General features: G+C 44.6%; 14 protein-coding genes. 3 read left to right on the forward strand and 11 right to left on the reverse strand.

The annotated features are described in order from the left end of the window. The first annotated feature begins 10 nt into the window (after positions 1 to 10). Together BSZ04_RS14360 and BSZ04_RS14365 are read left to right on the forward strand one after the other, a co-directional pair. Positions 11 to 574: a cyclase family protein gene (locus BSZ04_RS14360; protein ID WP_088880644.1), complete on the forward strand. Its 564-nt coding sequence runs from the start codon at positions 11 to 13 to the stop codon at positions 572 to 574. Beyond that, on the forward strand, positions 571 to 1,257 hold the full coding sequence (locus BSZ04_RS14365; protein WP_088880645.1) for a ferredoxin reductase domain-containing protein: 687 nt from the start codon (positions 571 to 573) through the stop codon (positions 1,255 to 1,257). The genes BSZ04_RS14360 and BSZ04_RS14365 overlap by 4 nt, the downstream gene beginning before the upstream one ends. A gap of 54 nt (positions 1,258 to 1,311) precedes the next feature. On the opposite strand, the gene BSZ04_RS14370 is transcribed toward BSZ04_RS14365, so the two are convergent. The 6 genes from BSZ04_RS14370 to hutC all read right to left on the reverse strand — a co-directional run bounded on the left by BSZ04_RS14370 (position 1,312) and on the right by hutC (position 8,730). Then, positions 1,312 to 2,037: a DUF3581 domain-containing protein gene (locus tag BSZ04_RS14370; protein WP_010448633.1), complete on the reverse strand. Its 726-nt coding sequence runs from the start codon at positions 2,035 to 2,037 to the stop codon at positions 1,312 to 1,314. 258 nt (positions 2,038 to 2,295) lie between these two features. Next, a complete protein-coding gene (hutH, locus tag BSZ04_RS14375; RefSeq protein WP_010448635.1) occupies positions 2,296 to 3,831 on the reverse strand; it encodes a histidine ammonia-lyase in 1,536 nt (511 codons plus the stop codon). 11 nt (positions 3,832 to 3,842) lie between these two features. Continuing rightward, positions 3,843 to 5,540 carry a urocanate hydratase gene (hutU, locus tag BSZ04_RS14380; RefSeq protein ID WP_010448637.1) on the reverse strand — a complete coding sequence of 566 codons (1,698 nt, stop codon included), beginning with the start codon at positions 5,538 to 5,540 and terminating at the stop codon, positions 3,843 to 3,845. Positions 5,541 to 5,636: 96 nt separating this feature from the next. Then, a complete protein-coding gene (gene hutG / locus BSZ04_RS14385; protein ID WP_088880646.1) occupies positions 5,637 to 6,650 on the reverse strand; it encodes a formimidoylglutamase in 1,014 nt (337 codons plus the stop codon). A 1-nt stretch (position 6,651) separates the two neighbouring features. Then, positions 6,652 to 7,902: an imidazolonepropionase gene (gene hutI / locus BSZ04_RS14390; RefSeq protein WP_088880647.1), complete on the reverse strand. Its 1,251-nt coding sequence runs from the start codon at positions 7,900 to 7,902 to the stop codon at positions 6,652 to 6,654. A gap of 120 nt (positions 7,903 to 8,022) precedes the next feature. Continuing rightward, on the reverse strand, positions 8,023 to 8,730 hold the full coding sequence (hutC, locus tag BSZ04_RS14395; protein ID WP_088880648.1) for a histidine utilization repressor: 708 nt from the start codon (positions 8,728 to 8,730) through the stop codon (positions 8,023 to 8,025). A 189-nt stretch (positions 8,731 to 8,919) separates the two neighbouring features. Between hutC and BSZ04_RS14400 the strand changes: the two genes are divergently transcribed. Continuing rightward, positions 8,920 to 9,663 carry a sporulation protein gene (locus BSZ04_RS14400; protein ID WP_088880649.1) on the forward strand — a complete coding sequence of 248 codons (744 nt, stop codon included), beginning with the start codon at positions 8,920 to 8,922 and terminating at the stop codon, positions 9,661 to 9,663. 217 nt (positions 9,664 to 9,880) lie between these two features. On the opposite strand, the gene BSZ04_RS14405 is transcribed toward BSZ04_RS14400, so the two are convergent. The 5 genes from BSZ04_RS14405 to BSZ04_RS14425 form a co-directional block, all read right to left on the reverse strand. Beyond that, complete coding sequence (locus BSZ04_RS14405) at positions 9,881 to 10,372, reverse strand: hypothetical protein (RefSeq protein ID WP_088880650.1); 492 nt, start codon at positions 10,370 to 10,372, stop codon at positions 9,881 to 9,883. Beyond that, entirely contained in the window at positions 10,357 to 11,052 is a 696-nt protein-coding gene (locus BSZ04_RS14410; protein ID WP_161493757.1) for a winged helix-turn-helix domain-containing protein, read from the reverse strand. Before BSZ04_RS14410 ends, BSZ04_RS14405 begins: the two co-directional genes overlap by 16 nt. 122 nt (positions 11,053 to 11,174) lie before the next feature. Next, on the reverse strand, positions 11,175 to 12,779 hold the full coding sequence (locus tag BSZ04_RS14415; RefSeq protein WP_088880652.1) for an MFS transporter: 1,605 nt from the start codon (positions 12,777 to 12,779) through the stop codon (positions 11,175 to 11,177). A gap of 121 nt (positions 12,780 to 12,900) precedes the next feature. Then, positions 12,901 to 13,677, reverse strand: coding sequence for a hypothetical protein (locus tag BSZ04_RS14420; protein WP_088880653.1), 777 nt, complete (start codon positions 13,675 to 13,677; stop codon positions 12,901 to 12,903). Between the two features lie 240 nt (positions 13,678 to 13,917). Next, positions 13,918 to 15,561, reverse strand: a complete 1,644-nt coding sequence (locus BSZ04_RS14425; RefSeq protein ID WP_088880654.1) for a zinc-binding metallopeptidase family protein — start codon at positions 15,559 to 15,561, stop codon at positions 13,918 to 13,920. Positions 15,562 to 15,955 lie beyond the last annotated feature (394 nt).

Here is a 15,955-nt window from a genome sequence, read left to right on the forward strand (position 1 = left end):
GGAGCAAATTATGCCAAATACACAAAAATTACACATTGATGTTAACGAAACTCACCCTGCATACCAATGGGCCAAGCGCCAATCTGACTCTGTCGAGGCATTTGGACATATCGGGACTCACATTGATTGTTACACTAAAGCGCCGCTGCGAAACTGTTACCACATCGATACGGTTGTTATTGATTGTCGCCAAGGAATGCCTAGTCTTGAGATGGTGCGAGGTTTAGACGTCGGTGGCAAAGGGGTTGTGTTGTATACGGGAAATTTAGAGCATAACGGTTATGGAACTGCGGATTATGGTCAAACACCAACACACCTAGATAGCCAAGTATTAGATCATCTGCTGCGTGAAAAAACAGCGTTTATCTTGATTGATAGCTACGGTATTGGTGCGCATGGTGATGAGCACATTTCATATGATAAGCGTTGCGAAGCGAGTGACTGCTTTGTCATTGAAAACATCATGCTTTCAGAAGTCATCGCAAAACGAATTTGTAGCGTGTCAATCGAGTTTGATCGAGATAGCCAGTCAACGGGCAAGCGCTGTGAAGTCGTCGCGGTGCTCAGCGAATGAAGACATTGACAGTAACTTCTTTACAAAATATTGGACTGACTACGGTAGAGGTCAAATTCAAACCACAATTTGATGCCAGTTATCTTGCAGGTCAATATATTGTAGTCGTCGCTCCCATCTCCAAGGATGTGTACTACTTCTCTATGGCGTCAGCGCCCTCAGACTACGGAGAGATTACAATCCACATAGGTGACGTAAGGAGCACGACTAAGGCTAAGCAGCTCGTAGCAGAGATGAAGGTCGCGGGCTTTGCGTTTTGTGAAGGGATAGGGGGTAATGCCTATTTACGCGATACTCACCGACCAATGATTCTAATCGCTGGTGGTTCGGGTTATTCCTATGCTCGTAGCCTGTTGCTACAAGAGCTCAGTACAGAACGTTCCCGTACGATTACCCTCATTTGGGGAGGTGAGGATGTGGATGCGCTTTATGAGATGGATGAGTTGCAAAGCATAGAGAAAGGTGCACAACGCTTGAATTTTATTCCGGTGCTTTCAAGAGGTGATAAGCCAGTTAATGGGTTTATCGGGAACTTGCTCAAAGTCAGCTACGATTTAGCGCTAGATTTTTCAGCGGCAGATATTTATGTTTGTGGAAGGCCTGAGATGGTGAGAAGTTGCAAACAACACATGCTTAAATATTTAGCAGTCGATGTTGAACACTTTTATTCTGATGTCGAATAGAACCAAAAAGCCCAGCGATTTGCTGGGCTTTTTTGAGAACTGGTCGGCGGCTGGTTAAGCTGCCTTAGCGAACTTTGCTAAAAAAGCGTCTTTGCGTTCGTGGAAGCGTTGAACTAAATCGTCTACCGCCTCTTGGTCGTATGGCTTAAGGCCACTAGCTACCATGCGCTTAATGCCTTTACCAACAACTTCACCATCTTCTTTGAAAGCGAAGTTTAGCGTCACTAAGCCTCGTTTGCCTTCAACGTCAAACGTTGCACCCGTAAAGTCCACTTCTGGATGAGTTAGGTCCAGACGGCTGAATTCCACTTCCATACTCTCGTAGATTACTAGAGGTCGTTGGCAGTTGATCATCATTTGTTTGTCTTCCATTAGAGGAACCATGATGTGAGGGAAGTTCATGCCAGAGAACTGAACGTAGTTTGTTACGACATGCTCAATGAACGCAGGGTTGTGGTTAGTTTCGCCTTCACGCGACATGTGCAGGTATTCTTTGCCCGCATCATCAACTACCGCACTCTCTTTTTCACACTTATTTTCAATGTGAAGTGCAACACCATCATTTACCATTCCGGAGAAATCGAAACGCATCTTTTGGCTTACGCCTTCTTTGCTCAGCAAAACGGCAAAAAGCAGATCACCAGGCACACAAAAGCGTTTGTTGTCTTCATCATGGATAGGGTTGTAATCACCAGCTACGCGCTTTGCGAAGTGACTTGCTTGTTCACGAGTGAACTGAAATTGGTGATTAGTGTTTGAAAAATAAGGTGTTAGAAACATAATTTTTACGTAGTAACCAAAACTGTCAGGGATTATATGCGAATATCTGCGTAGCAATGGTCCATCCAGTGAAAACTTCACTGTATCTTAACAATGAAACGATAACGCAGCGGAATAAAGCACCAAAAATGGCGTTTTTGTATTGCACTATTCAGTATGGCTATAAATCAGTAATTTACCATATCATTGAAGGACGCGATGCGTATAAATACAATAAAGGCTCCACGAAGGAGCCTTTAGGGTTATCAGCAATAATGATTAATGCACGCTAGGGAGCAAGCTTTCTGGCATTAATGCGTTGTGAAGAGCAAGCTTGAGTAGTGCGTTGGCTTGCTCAATATCTGGTGCGAAGTAGCGGTCTTTGTCGTAGAACGACACTTTTTCACGCAGCATTTGTTTTGCAATCTCGATACGTTCAGAAGATTTGTTTGGCGCGCGGAAATCCAACCCTTGCGCTGCTGACAAGTATTCAACCGCCAAAATACCACGCGTGTTTTCACCCATCTCTTTCAGACGACGAGCTGCGAAGGTCGCCATTGATACGTGGTCTTCTTGGTTTGCGGATGTTGGCAAGCTATCGACAGAAGCAGGGTGAGCGAGCGTTTTGTTTTCACTCGCTAGTGCTGCTGACGTTACCTGCGCAATCATAAAGCCCGAGTTGACGCCGCCATTGTCGACCAAGAATGGAGGAAGTTTAGACAGAGCACTATCAATAAGCAGTGCCATGCGACGCTCTGACAAGCTACCAATCTCTGCAATCGCAAGTGCAAGATTATCCGCCGCCATCGCAACGGGCTCAGCGTGGAAGTTACCGCCAGAGATGATGTCGTCGTCTTCCGCAAACACAAGCGGGTTATCGGACACCGAGTTCGCCTCTACTTGTAGAGTGTCTGCCGCATTGCGGATTTGCTGTAAACAAGCACCCATAACTTGAGGCTGACAGCGCAGTGAATAAGGGTCTTGAACCTTTTCACAGTTGGTATGGGATTCACCAATCTCACTGGTTGCTTCTAACATATGTCGATACGCTAACGCCGCATCCATTTGGCTGCGATGGCCACGAACACGGTGGATACGTGGGTCGAACGGACGACGGCTGCCCAGAGCTGCTTCTACTGACATCGCGCCACAAACGGTAGCAGAAGAGAAGAGGTCCTCTGCAATGAACAAGCCTTCTAACGCAAACGCCGTTGATGCTTGAGTACCGTTAAGCAATGCAAGGCCTTCTTTTGGTGCCAGTGTGATTGGTTCTAGACCTGCAATTTGCAGAGCTTCTAAGCCAGAAATGACTTTGCCATTGTGACGCGCTTGGCCTTCACCAAGAAGCACCGTACTCATGTGAGCCAGCGGCGCTAAGTCTCCCGATGCACCTACTGAGCCTTTTTGTGGCACGCATGGGTACACCTGCGCATTCACAAGGTCAATTAGCATGTTGATCACTTTCAAACGTAAGCCTGAAAAGCCACGCGCAAGGCTGTTGATTTTCAGCACCATCATCAAACGAACGGTCTCGTCTGACATGAATTTACCGATACCAGCAGCGTGCGAAAGCACAATACTGCGTTGCAGTGTCTCTAGATCCTCTGGTGCAATGCGAGTGTTTGCGAGTAAACCGAAACCCGTATTGATGCCATAAACGGTGCGATCTTCTGCAATCACTCGGTCGACAACTTGAGTGCTTTCCTCAATGGCCGGAATGGCTTCTGGATCGAGAGTAAGGTTGACAGGTGAGCGGCTCACCTGACGCAATTCGTTTAAGCTAATATGGCCTGGCTTTAGCGTTAAATTGAGCATGTCTTTCATCCTTACTTCAGCTTTTTCAGTTCTTCATTGAGCATTGGCAAATCCAGTTTTTGCTCGGCTGCACATTGTTTTGCGATGTCATATCCCGCATCAGCATGACGCATAACGCCCGTCGCTGGGTCATTGTGAAGTACGCGAGCAATACGCTCAGACGCATCATCACTGCCGTCACAACAAATCACCATACCTGAGTGCTGAGAGAAGCCCATGCCAACGCCGCCACCATGGTGAAGTGATACCCAAGTTGCGCCGCCTGCGGTGTTCAATAGAGCATTGAGTAATGGCCAATCCGATACGGCATCAGAGCCATCCATCATACCTTCGGTTTCGCGGTTCGGGCTGGCTACCGAGCCAGAGTCTAGGTGGTCACGGCCGATAACGACCGGTGCTTTCAGTTCACCGTTTTTCACCATTTCATTAAAGGCTTGGCCAAGGCGCTCACGGTCTTTCAGACCTACCCAACAGATACGTGCAGGCAGACCTTGGAACTGAATGCGTTCACGTGCCATATCTAGCCAGTTGTGTAGGTGAGGGTTATCAGGGATCAGCTCTTTTACTTTCTGATCGGTTTTGTAGATGTCCTCTGGGTCGCCAGACAATGCTGCCCAACGGAATGGCCCAATGCCTTCACAGAATAAAGGACGAATGTAAGCTGGTACGAAACCTGGGAAATCAAACGCATTTTCGACGCCTTCTTCCAACGCCATTTGACGGATGTTGTTACCGTAATCCAGTGTTGCAGCGCCGCGGTTTTGCAGTTCTAACATAGCTTGAACTTGCACAGCCATTGATTGTTTTGCCGCTTTAACTACGCCAGCTTCGTCTTGCAAGCGCATTTCTGCTGCATGAGACATGCTCCAACCTTGAGGCAGGTAGCCGTTCAATGGGTCGTGCGCGGAGGTTTGGTCTGTTACTACGTCTGGCGTGATGTTACGTTCCACTAGCTCAGGGAAGATGTCTGCTGCGTTACCTAGTAGACCGACTGAAATAGGCGTGTCGGATTCTTTGATCATCGCTAGGGCTTCATCTAGCGATGTGGCTTTCTTGTCGACGTAGCCTGTGCGTAGACGGTAATCGATGCGTGACTCGTCACACTCAACAGCAATCATTGAGAAACCTGCCATTGTGCCAGCTAGAGGTTGAGCGCCCCCCATACCGCCAAGGCCGCCAGTTAAAATCCAACGACCTTTCGCGTCGCCGTTAAAGTGCTTTTTAGCTACTGAGACAAACGTCTCGTAAGTGCCTTGAACAATGCCTTGTGAACCGATGTAAATCCAGCTACCTGCAGTCATCTGTCCGTACATCATCAAGCCTTCTTTATCGAGCTCATTGAAGTGCTCCCAGTTGGCCCAATGTGGTACTAGGTTTGAGTTCGCAATCAGAACGCGTGGCGCATTTTTATGAGTTGGGAAAACGCCAACTGGTTTGCCTGATTGGACGAGAAGCGTTTGGTCATCGTCGAGTCTTTCTAACACTTCAACAATCTTATCGAAGCATTCCCAATTTCGTGCTGCTCGACCAATACCACCGTATACAACGAGCGAGTGAGGGTGCTCGGCTACATCTGGATCAAGGTTGTTCATCAGCATACGAAGCGGGGCTTCCGTCAGCCAAGATTTGGCGCGCAGTTGTGTACCGTGTGGAGCACGAATTGTTCTGCTTGTATCAAGTCGTGGATCTTGTCCCTGGCGCTGTGTCATTTTAAGACTCCTTTAGTTTCACGTGTGTACCAAGTCTGTGCTTGGCTATTTCTACTCGAGTAAAGTGCTGTTCGAGTTGATTCTTATTGGGTTAGGTTATTTTGGTTTATGGTCTTTCTCTGCCATGGCATTGGCAATGTCCCAACATAGGCGGGCTGCCAATCGAGCGGTTTGGCTATCGACGTCATAAGTGGGGTTGTACTCGGCAATGTCTGCCAGCATGAGCTTGTTTTTGTAATGTAGGATTCGGTCGAGAAACGGCGAAATGATGTCGTAGCTGACCCCTCTTGCTGCTGGAGCGCTTACACCCGGTGCTGTTGCCGCCGGGAATACGTCCAAATCAATCGTTAGATAGAGGTAATCGCAGTCATCGATAAAGTGCTGTAGTTGCGTTAAATGGTAGCTGTGGTTCATGTAGCAAAGCTGTTTGTCTTCCACATACCAAACGTTGAGCTCGTCCGCTTTCTGGAATAGCGCTTTGGTATTGCTGCTGCGACTGACGCCAATGCAAGCGTAATGAAACTTCCAATCATTGCGTTGGCAGAAGTGATGAATCTGATTAAATGGTGTGCCTGAGCTCGGTTTTACATCTGCCAGCGAGCTTTCAAAAGCGCGCAGGTCGAAATGTGCGTCGAAGTTGATAATACCAATCTTCGGCTGCATTTCTGGGTGATGGGTTTTGAAGTACTCGGCCAACCCGGAAAATGATGCCCAAGCGATCTCATGCCCGCCGCCTAATACTACGACAGGTGAATGGGGAAGCGCTTGAGCAACTGTAGCTGCGCATTGCGATTGGCTGCTCTCTAGTAAGTCGTCTTCGCAAACGACGGTGCCGAGATCGTAAAGTGGTGCATCTTGGTGCCAAGCGAGATTTGCTAGGGCACGACGGATTAAATCCGGTGACTTTTTCGCACCAATACGGCCTTTATTTCTGGCGACACCCGCGTCAGTCGCAAAACCAAGGATTGAGACGCCTTCGCTTCTGCTCGGTAACTCTTCAACAGAAATATTTTTAATTACGTGGTGAACACGCCTACCCAGTTCTCCATCTTCTGCATCGTGGCGACCTTGCCAGTGAAATGGAGCGGTATTTGGATCTGATTGAGCCATGTTACAGTCCTCCGTGAGAGACATATTCACCATTTACTATACGACCTACTAAACGTTTTGCGCCGACTTGGTAACTAAGGTCTGCTGGGTGTTCGATATCCCAAATTGAGAAATCCGCGTCATAACCGATTTCAATCACGCCACGAGACTCCCCATAACCCAGTGCTTTTGCTGCGTTTTGAGTGACGCCACGCAGTGCTTCTTGAGGGGTTAAACGGAAAAGAGTGCAAGCCATGTTCAGCATCAAGGTTAAATCAGCAAATGGTGATGTCCCTGGGTTGATGTCTGTCGCTACCGCCATTGGCACCTTGTGCGCTCTAAGTAATTCGATAGGAGGCAGTTGGGTTTCACGTAAGAAGTAGAACGCACCAGGGAGCAAGGTTGCCACGGTCGAGGAATTGGCAACCGCACGTACACCAATTTCATCGAGATATTCAATATGATCGGCAGAAAGGCCATTGTATTTTGCCGTTAGCGTAGTGCCGCCTAAATTAGAAAGCTGTTCAGTATGCCCTTTTACATGCAAACCGTGCTTTTTTGCGGCCTCAAAGACACGCTCGGTTTGAGCTAAGTTAAAACCTATCGATTCACAAAACACATCGACGCTGGTGGCGAGCTTTTCCTCTGCCACGAGGGGAATGATGTCGTCACAAATGTGCTGAATATAATCGTCAGCGCGGTCTTTAAATTCTGGAGGAAGTGCATGAGCGGCGAGTAGGGTTGTGGTGATTTTTACTTTGCGCTCTTGTTCTAAGGCTTTAGCTGCGCGCAGCATCTTGATTTCATCTCGCAGTGTCAGTCCGTAACCAGACTTAACTTCGACTGAGGTAACACCGCTTGCAAGCAATCCATCTAAACGTGGTAGAGCGAGTTCAATAAGTTGCTCTTCGCTTGCTTCGCGGGTTGCACGAACGGTAGAAAGAATACCGCCGCCTTGTTTGGCGATTTCTTCGTAAGGCACACCGTTAAGACGCATTTCAAACTCGTTGGCACGATTCCCGGCGTACACAAGATGAGTGTGGCAATCAATCAAACCAGGTAGCAACAGCTTGCTTTGAAGATCAATGGTTTGTTCGTAGTGGTCTGGATTCAGGATGGATTCGGTTTCTGCGTTGTCTTCGCCTCTTGTCTTGGTATTGAGTGCGATAATTTTTCCTGACCGAAGGCCGACGCGAGCAAGTGGAGAGGGTAGGTAGCCTTGCTCTCCTTCTTGCATAGTGACGAGGCGTGCATTTTCAATCAGCAAATCCATTCTGATACTTCCTTTTGATTTGTACTTTTAAATGTATATACAAATAAATAGGGGAAAAAAGCATCAGTGGCAAGGCTAATGTTGCTGAAATGTGATCAAAACGAAGAAGTAACGCCTAGTTTATAGCAGGATCTTAGAGCTTAATTTGTACTTATTGCCCGGGTGGTAAAGTAGCGCAGTACTCACCAGTTTATCTTGACTCCACGTTCGGCGGTTGAGCAGTAAACAAGGCTCGTTAGCTTGCATTTTCAAGTCTTGTTTAACACGTCCTTCTGGCACTATCGCCTCAACAGTGTGCTCTATTGCACTGAGAGGACAGTTATCAGAAAGGTACTGGTTTGGTGTCATGCAAGTAAAGTCTTGTCGTAGGTAACTAGGTGCGTACTGACTGTTGACCCAACGCAGCTCAAGCTGGATTGGATTACCGTCTTCAAAGTGGATGATCTCGCTGTAAAACACTGTGGTACCTAGCATCACGCCAAGTTTTGTCGCAATACTGTCATCGGCTTTGATAGCGATTTGTTGCAGCACTTCACTGTGGTGAGCGCGGCCCCGATTCGTGATTTCATCGGCAATGTTGCGAATGTCTAATAGGGGAGATTCAGACTTCTCAGCCGGATCACAAACAAAGGTGCCGAGGCGAGGTCGGCGTTGCAGTTTGCCTTCATTAACTAAGTCTCGAATCGCTTTGTTAACGGTCATTCGGCTTACACCAAACTGTACCGTCAATTCGATTTCAGTTGCGATACGATGTCCAACCATCCACTCACCCGAATCAATTTTATCGAGGATAAACCGTTTGATTTGCATGTAGAGTGGCGCAGACATAATGACTTCCTTTTAATTGACTATACAAATAGTGCGTAATCTATGCACAAATTGCAAACAGATAGAGTCATTTTGTGCGCTGATAAAAGGAATTACTCCGCATTCTTGCAGTCTATTACTTGCAGGAGCCGTATCTGTTGTGTAAACAGATATAAAAATAATGAAAACAGACAGTCACGAAGGAATCACATGTTTAAGAAACTAAAAGCGTCACTTGGTATCGGCTCAGCAAAAGTAGATACGATTTTAGATGAAATGAGCGTATATCAAGGCGCGACTTTACGCGGTCATGTTCAAATCAAAGGTGGTGATGTGGAGCAGCAAATTGATGCCATCACCATCAAACTAAACACGGAAATGAAAGTGGAAGTAGATGACAGTGTTAGCTATCAAACTTTTACTATCGATCAGCTGAAAGCAGTAGAGCCGTTTGTTATTCAACCCAATGAAGAAAAGCAAGTACCATTTGAGCTCAAATTACACGATGAAACGCCTATCACCGCAGTGAGCGCGCTAAAAAATCAGTGTCACGTTTGGGTTGAAACCACGCTAGATATCGACTTTGCAATTGACCCTCGAGATAGAGATTACATCGAGGTTAAGCCATTACCAGTGGCTTCACGCGTAATCCAAGCAATCGAGCAAGCTGGTTTTACCATGGTGAAAGCGGATGTAGAGAAAGGCTTCTTACGTGGTAATACTTTCTCTTCTCGCTCGGGTATTTACCAAGAACTAGAGTTCCGCAACAACGGTTTCGTTTCTACTAAAGAGATTGAGCTTTCCTTTATTTTGGATGGTGGAACGATCCATTGCTTAGCAGAGATTGACCGCTCATTTAGCATGTCTGGCGACCAATACCGTTCTTTCTCGCTACCGATCGGAGCGTCTGATTCACAAGTTGCGGCAGCAGTAGCGCCAATCCTTAAGCTGTAACGATCTGGCTTTTATTCAGCACTTTATGTCTAAGTAAAGTGCTGAATGTATTGACGATTCCTTTGAAAGTGTTTAAAGGTCTCATCCAAGTCCGATATGTGCTCAAAGAACTTACGGCAAGGGTTGACAAAGGCTAGCAGCAGAACTTAGAGCACCTTGAATCTTAAATTGATAACTGTGAGATCGCTGGCTAATAGACAAACTGCCGAACTGATGGTTAATCTATTTTACTCAACACAACACCTACTTTTTCTCCGAAAGATAGTGTTAAGTAGAGAAATATCTGTTCTTGGTCTATTGCCCATCCTTCACCAGAGATAACAAGTCCTGTAGGTAACTTACGTTGTATATAAGTCTCAAGCATTTCTTGATTCGAGTAGTGTAATTGGGATAAGGATATGGTGAGCATTTTATCATCACGCTTTATGATGGTTAGCTCTGAAGTTGCATGTGCTTGGAATGTAGTCTCATTTGATTGGTAGGGCGAAAAGTTGACGATAAGTTTCCCTTTCTCTTTTTCAGATTTGTCTACAAATAGGCGAATGTCGGCTAAAAGGTCACCCGATTGATATTGGATCACGCTAGAGCCAGCCCATAGACCTGTAAATTGACTGACAGGTGTAGATTGATACTGGTAAGCACTATAGCCTGCTACAAAGCAAACGACCCAAAGTACGACAAAAGTGATGTGTTTTAATTTAATGAGCATAATGTTGATTTCAAACTGCGATCGTATTTACATTTTAAAAGACTATCACCATCTTTAATAATGATGGCTGTTAATTTCTTATTTTCAGATAGTGCAATTGGAAAGTCCGTATCATTTGTACCTGGATTATATTCACTTATATTAATTGACTCTAAATACTCTATTGAATGCTGTTGAGAGTATTCGGCATAATAATACCCCCCCATAGCTGATAAAAAGATCCCAATAACAGCCACTGCGCCACAAAAACGCTCTAAGTTGCGTTCATTTTTGTTTTTAATACCGAGCTTACTATCTGCATTTAACGCTGATTGATCCAAAGTATTATTGCCGATAATGCTTTGTGTTTGATTTGTTGTTTCTTTTTGAATACTCGCTGGTATTGGAGATGTTTCTATTTTTAAGTTAATAGGTGCAATGGCAAGTTGGTAACCTTGTTTTGGGATGGTTCGTATCAACGAGCGTTTGTCATCATCAAGTGATTGACGTAATCGTTTTACAAGCTGATTGATGGTCGCATCTGTTGCGTAAGTATTGGAATAGAGTTTTTCTACAATATCATTACGCGACAGAATGTCAGGGAATTGATCAATCAGTGTGTTAAGTAACGAACATTCCTTTGCTCGCAGTTTATAGAGCACATTATTTTTCTTGATCACACCAGAAGTTGGTGAAAACAATATGTCACCTAATTGGTACGTAGGAACTTCGAGTGTGAGTTTTGTCATATATATTATTGCGTTGTGGACTTGAGGCTTATTATATCAAACATACAATATAGTCTTGACTCAGATTCGTAATTTTATGCTCCGTTTTGTGCTCTAACCCTCATGCTAATGATTGCACCAAGAGCGCCAAATAACATAATCGCCATCATAGATGTATGAAAATTAGTGCGCCTAGCGTTTGCATTGATATCCATCAAAAAACGTATTTTCTCAGGGTTCATATTTTTCTGAACTAAGTATTGTTTTAGCGAGCTATCCGTAATGTAAGGGATATTATTAACCTGATTTATCCCGAGTTTTGTTTCGGTGATTTGCGAAACTTTGGTGGTGACTTGTTCACGAATCTCATGTTCCATTGTAAATTGACCAACACCCGCAACGATCGCGATACCCATTGCTAGGCCTACATTGCGTACAGTAGCCTGAATGCCCCCTGTTCGTTCTGCTTGAGTTTCATCCACGGAGCCTGTGATGATCGCGACTACTTGAGATGACAGCATGCCTAAACCTAAGCCAAAAAACATCATCGCAACATAAATAAGCCAATGAAAGCTGAAAGCATTGGTACTGAAAAGTGTCATACCCGCAGCAAGCGAACAACATAAAAAGCCCATGCAGGCTATGGTGGCTTTTCTCTGTTGCTTAAATAATAACGGTGTTGCGATAGAAGATATTATTAGGCTTGTCGCAAACGTTAAGACAATGATGCCTGTTTCAGTTGCCGTTAGGTTTAATCCCACTTGCAGAAATGCAACGAGGGTGAAATTAAGACCACCAAATATGACGTACATGATTAAAAGTAAAGTTAGCCCAAATAGGAAGGTGGTGTTTTTAAACCATTGGGATGGGATTAGAGCACTTTTGTATAAGTGGTCAAAGCGATGTTCATGTTTAACGAAAACAGCGAATAGAATCAAACCAGAAAACATCAAAATAAAGGCAGGACTGATGTTCGGCAGCAGAGTAGGGTAAGTTAACGCAGACGTATTGCTCCATACTCCCCACTCAGGTACTTTTAATAGTCCCAAAATAACGCAGAACATGGCGAAAAAACTGAGGGTTGTACCGAGCTTATCAAACCTTTTCGGTGGCGTATTTTTCAAAGGTGGGATCCAAAATATGGCGAGTAAGGTTCCAATAAAATAGAACGTACTATTTACGATGAAGCCGCTTTGCCAACTGATGATATCAATCAGAAAGCCACTTGCGATCGGCACGATTGCGGCTGCAACTCCAGTTGACGCAGCAATTAAGCCAAACAACTGTGCATGTTTGTTTTTGGGAAAGTGACCAATTACGAGAGCAATGCAAGCGGGTAAAATCGCAACTCCAGCCATACCAATAAGTGGTCGAGCAACGAATGTTATCCATTCAATAGATGGTGCGTAGATTTTGGCTAAGGAGCCTACTAGTCCCAAAATTAACCCTGCGCATAACATGCGTCGCCAACCTATGTACAAACCGATTACGCCGCTAGTGAGCATTAGAGATGCACCAACTAACGGATAAATTGTTCCTGTGACTTTTAATGCGTCTACATTTGATTGAAATTGTTCAATAAGAGAACTGGTTGCGATCGCGAGAGTTGCAATATCAGCAGCGATACAGAACTGGGCAAAGCAAAGTGCAATGGTTATTTTGATGAAGTGGTTACGTGAATAAGGTGTTGCTTGGCACATAGCGAACTCCCCGTTTGTGCAAACGGTGTTAGAACTGTATTAATGGGAGAATAAAAATCATGGCAATAATCTCCTGTAGCAATAATAAGGGTATGAGCGCACCCATACCCGAATGACATTATTAGAATTGATAGTTAAACTCGACGCGGTGCTGACCATCTGAGAAATCGACGTTTTCACTCCAATTGGCAAAGTAACGAACGTTAAAGCGTGGATTAAATTGATAAGAAGCGGTGAATTCGTGAGTTAAAACACTTTCATCACCTTCAAAGAAGGAGTCTTTAAACCAAGTCGCTCCAGATAATGTCGTCATGTACATTGGATTATAATTGAGCCAAATTTTGTCCGTGATCGTGATTTTGCTGTACATACCAACCACACCTAACGTCCCCGGAACAGTATAGCCAGTATCTTTAAGGTCTAAATTGTTACCAAACGCGATACCAGCGCCAGCAAGAGGGAATAAGTTAACCGGACCAAACGCAGGTAGGGCTTGAATAACGGAATACGATAGCGTGCCGACTTCACTAGCAATGTTGTTTGTTGCGGTTGTGTAATTTAAGTCGATTTGGCGGCCTCTACCATTGGTCAAGTCTACTTCAAAGTTTCTAAAACGGATGGAATCAACGGAGTCATTTCGTGAGTTAGAACCAGACCAGCCAACTTGATCGCCAGCTATGCCTTTTACTTCAAAAATGTTCATACCCATTTGAGTGTCGATACCCGTTTTGTACGTCGCGCCGTATTTCAAGTTGATACCGTGGTTGCTAAAACCGACGCCAGCCTGAGTGTAGACCGCGAGAGGATCGGACATGTCTTGTAGTTCGGTTGTTTGGTCATCTGCGATTGCCACACTAGAAAGGAGCGTAAGAGTGAAAATGTAGGGTGTCGTTTTCATTGGTCTATGCCTTTTTTTTTGCACATTTACTGGAAGTGAATGTGATGTTGTTTATCTTTCTGGCACATACTAAAAATTACGAAACCATGTTTAAACGAAACAAATCCAACAATTTGTAGGTCATTTTTATTTTATTTAAGTGGCTGTTATATAGTGTTTTTATGTTTTTTTATGTCACTTTTTTCCAAAAAAAAGACCAGCTTTCGCTGGTCCAAATGAAGCTAAATGTGCATGGTGGTGTTAGAAGTTACCGTAAAACACCTTAAATAATTCAGAAGAGTAAATTGATTGCTCAGGTAGGGAAGCAGCATTTTTTTGTAAGTCTTCTTTGCTCCAACCTTTGAGTGAATCGACAATGAAGATGTGTGCTTTTGCGTATTTTTCTAGCAGCTTAAAGCTAATGAGTCCCAAGTCATAATCTGCGGTTGAATGATACGCGTAACTAGAGATTGCCCAACCCGTTGAAATCGCATCGAGGTCGTCAAATTTAGCGAATGGAGGGTGGAAATGCGTTTCATCTGCAGCAGGATCTTGATAGTAAAAATCGGCACTTGGTAGGGAATATAAGTCGACTGCTTGTTTAAAGATATCCAACAGAATCGGGCTTCGGTTAGTGATAAGTTGCATCGCAGGGATAGCTTGATTGCTCTTAGCCTGAATTGGCCCCTCTTTCGTTTGTGCAATAAGCCCGAGTTTTTCTGGTCTCAATACCATTAGCATCTCATCGCGAACAAAGTGGTGGTTATCTTCAATAAATCGGTCAGTAGCACCGACACCTGGGTGCTCATGATCGCCAACGGACAAGACAGCAAGACCGTGGCCTCGTTGTTCTAGTGGACGTGCTGCGTAATGTTTTGCTGCGGCCATCACCATCGCTGCCGTACCGCCGTTGTCATGTAATCCGTAGAAATAACTGTCACTATGGAAGGTCATTAATATGTATTTACCGGTTGTACCTGGAATGAAACCATACACGTTGCTGGATTGACGAGTCGAGCCGTCTTCCATTTCCCCTTTGACTACCATTTTAACTAGGACGTCATCTGTGGCGCGGTCTAACAGCTTTCTCAAATACAACCCATCATCATAACCGATGGAAATCCATGGAATGGCAGTCCCGACGGCATCACCGCCACCCATTGCTCCAACTCGCGTCGCAATTTGTTTTGCTCCGGGTAAGGTCCACCAAGCAATGAGCCCTAAGGGCATACCATACTTTCCTGATGCAATTCGAGAGTAAGCCGTTCTTGCACTTGAATACATTGGTCCGCCAGCTGAGAAGTCGGCTTGAAGTAACACTATTTTTCCGTTTAGATTTCTGCCTTTTAATTCTGCAACCGTACCTTGACCAACGTAAATGATTTCGGCTTCTAAGCCTTCTTCTGGTGTTTGACCTGATGGAAATGGCGTAATTGCGTGTTCAAAAGATAATGGTGCTTCCAACTCGCTGCATACGGTTACGGTCAGTTCATTCTTCGTCGGGTTCCATTGAGGATAACGAATCGGGAAAAAGTCTTGTCTCACATCGTCAATACCAAATGATAGAAGCGTATTTGCGACAAGTGTTTGGGCTTGTGCTTCGTATTTGGTTCCTTGAACTCTTCCCCATAAGATATTGCCTTCTTCACGAGATTGTTTGGAAATATCTACCAATTTCATAGCGAACGCTTCTATCTCTTCAGAGCGAATATCCTCTTTATCATTTTCGATGTAAGGACGAGGGGTTTCTTCCATATCCAGTTGATGGAAGTGTGTTTCATGTAGGCATTGTGTTTTTTGTTGAAGTTTCTCTGGTGTAAGAAATGAAATGTCAGACAGTATCTTTAGCATTTCTTCTGGAGAGTCAGCCATATTTTGTTGTGGTTTTTTAATTGTGTCAGTCATAAGGACCTCGTTGTTTCATTGGATTGATAGCGCCATGTTAAGCAAACCGATATGGGTGCGAAACGAAACAAAACTGACATCTTGTGTGTCATTTTTCTTTAGTTTCTAAAATGGATATTTATTTTTTATTTAGGTCTGAAAAAAACTGTTGGACGTCTTGGGTGTGAATTTGTTCGTGATGGATTGATGAGCTGGCTTTTTTCGACAGCGACAACACCGCGTGTCCTGTGTTGTAGAGTAGGTAGATCAAAAAAAACGTGAGTAATATTAAGCCAAATAAACTTTTTAGCATGGTACAGAGTCCTCCATTTATGGGCGGAAGAACGTTATGGACGGAAGAACGGTAGGGGTTTAATAATTATGATTTTTTGTTGAGAGTGCCTCACAACAATGA

This window comes from Vibrio rotiferianus (assembly GCF_002214395.1).
Taxonomy (GTDB): Bacteria; Pseudomonadota; Gammaproteobacteria; order Enterobacterales; family Vibrionaceae; genus Vibrio; species Vibrio rotiferianus.

Coding starts and splice junctions, on each gene's coding strand:
- hutC (WP_088880648.1), bottom strand. CDS start 8,730: ATGTCTGCGCCACTCTACATGCAAATCAAACGGTTTATCCTCGATAAA.
- hutG (WP_088880646.1), bottom strand. CDS start 6,650: ATGGCTCAATCAGATCCAAATACCGCTCCATTTCACTGGCAAGGTCGC.
- BSZ04_RS14360 (WP_088880644.1), top strand. CDS start 11: ATGCCAAATACACAAAAATTACACATTGATGTTAACGAAACTCACCCT.
- BSZ04_RS14400 (WP_088880649.1), top strand. CDS start 8,920: ATGTTTAAGAAACTAAAAGCGTCACTTGGTATCGGCTCAGCAAAAGTA.
- BSZ04_RS14370 (WP_010448633.1), bottom strand. CDS start 2,037: ATGTTTCTAACACCTTATTTTTCAAACACTAATCACCAATTTCAGTTC.
- BSZ04_RS14405 (WP_088880650.1), bottom strand. CDS start 10,372: ATGCTCATTAAATTAAAACACATCACTTTTGTCGTACTTTGGGTCGTT.
- hutI (WP_088880647.1), bottom strand. CDS start 7,902: ATGGATTTGCTGATTGAAAATGCACGCCTCGTCACTATGCAAGAAGGA.
- BSZ04_RS14425 (WP_088880654.1), bottom strand. CDS start 15,561: ATGACTGACACAATTAAAAAACCACAACAAAATATGGCTGACTCTCCA.
- BSZ04_RS14365 (WP_088880645.1), top strand. CDS start 571: ATGAAGACATTGACAGTAACTTCTTTACAAAATATTGGACTGACTACG.
- hutU (WP_010448637.1), bottom strand. CDS start 5,540: ATGACACAGCGCCAGGGACAAGATCCACGACTTGATACAAGCAGAACA.
- BSZ04_RS14420 (WP_088880653.1), bottom strand. CDS start 13,677: ATGAAAACGACACCCTACATTTTCACTCTTACGCTCCTTTCTAGTGTG.
- hutH (WP_010448635.1), bottom strand. CDS start 3,831: ATGCTCAATTTAACGCTAAAGCCAGGCCATATTAGCTTAAACGAATTG.
- BSZ04_RS14415 (WP_088880652.1), bottom strand. CDS start 12,779: ATGTGCCAAGCAACACCTTATTCACGTAACCACTTCATCAAAATAACC.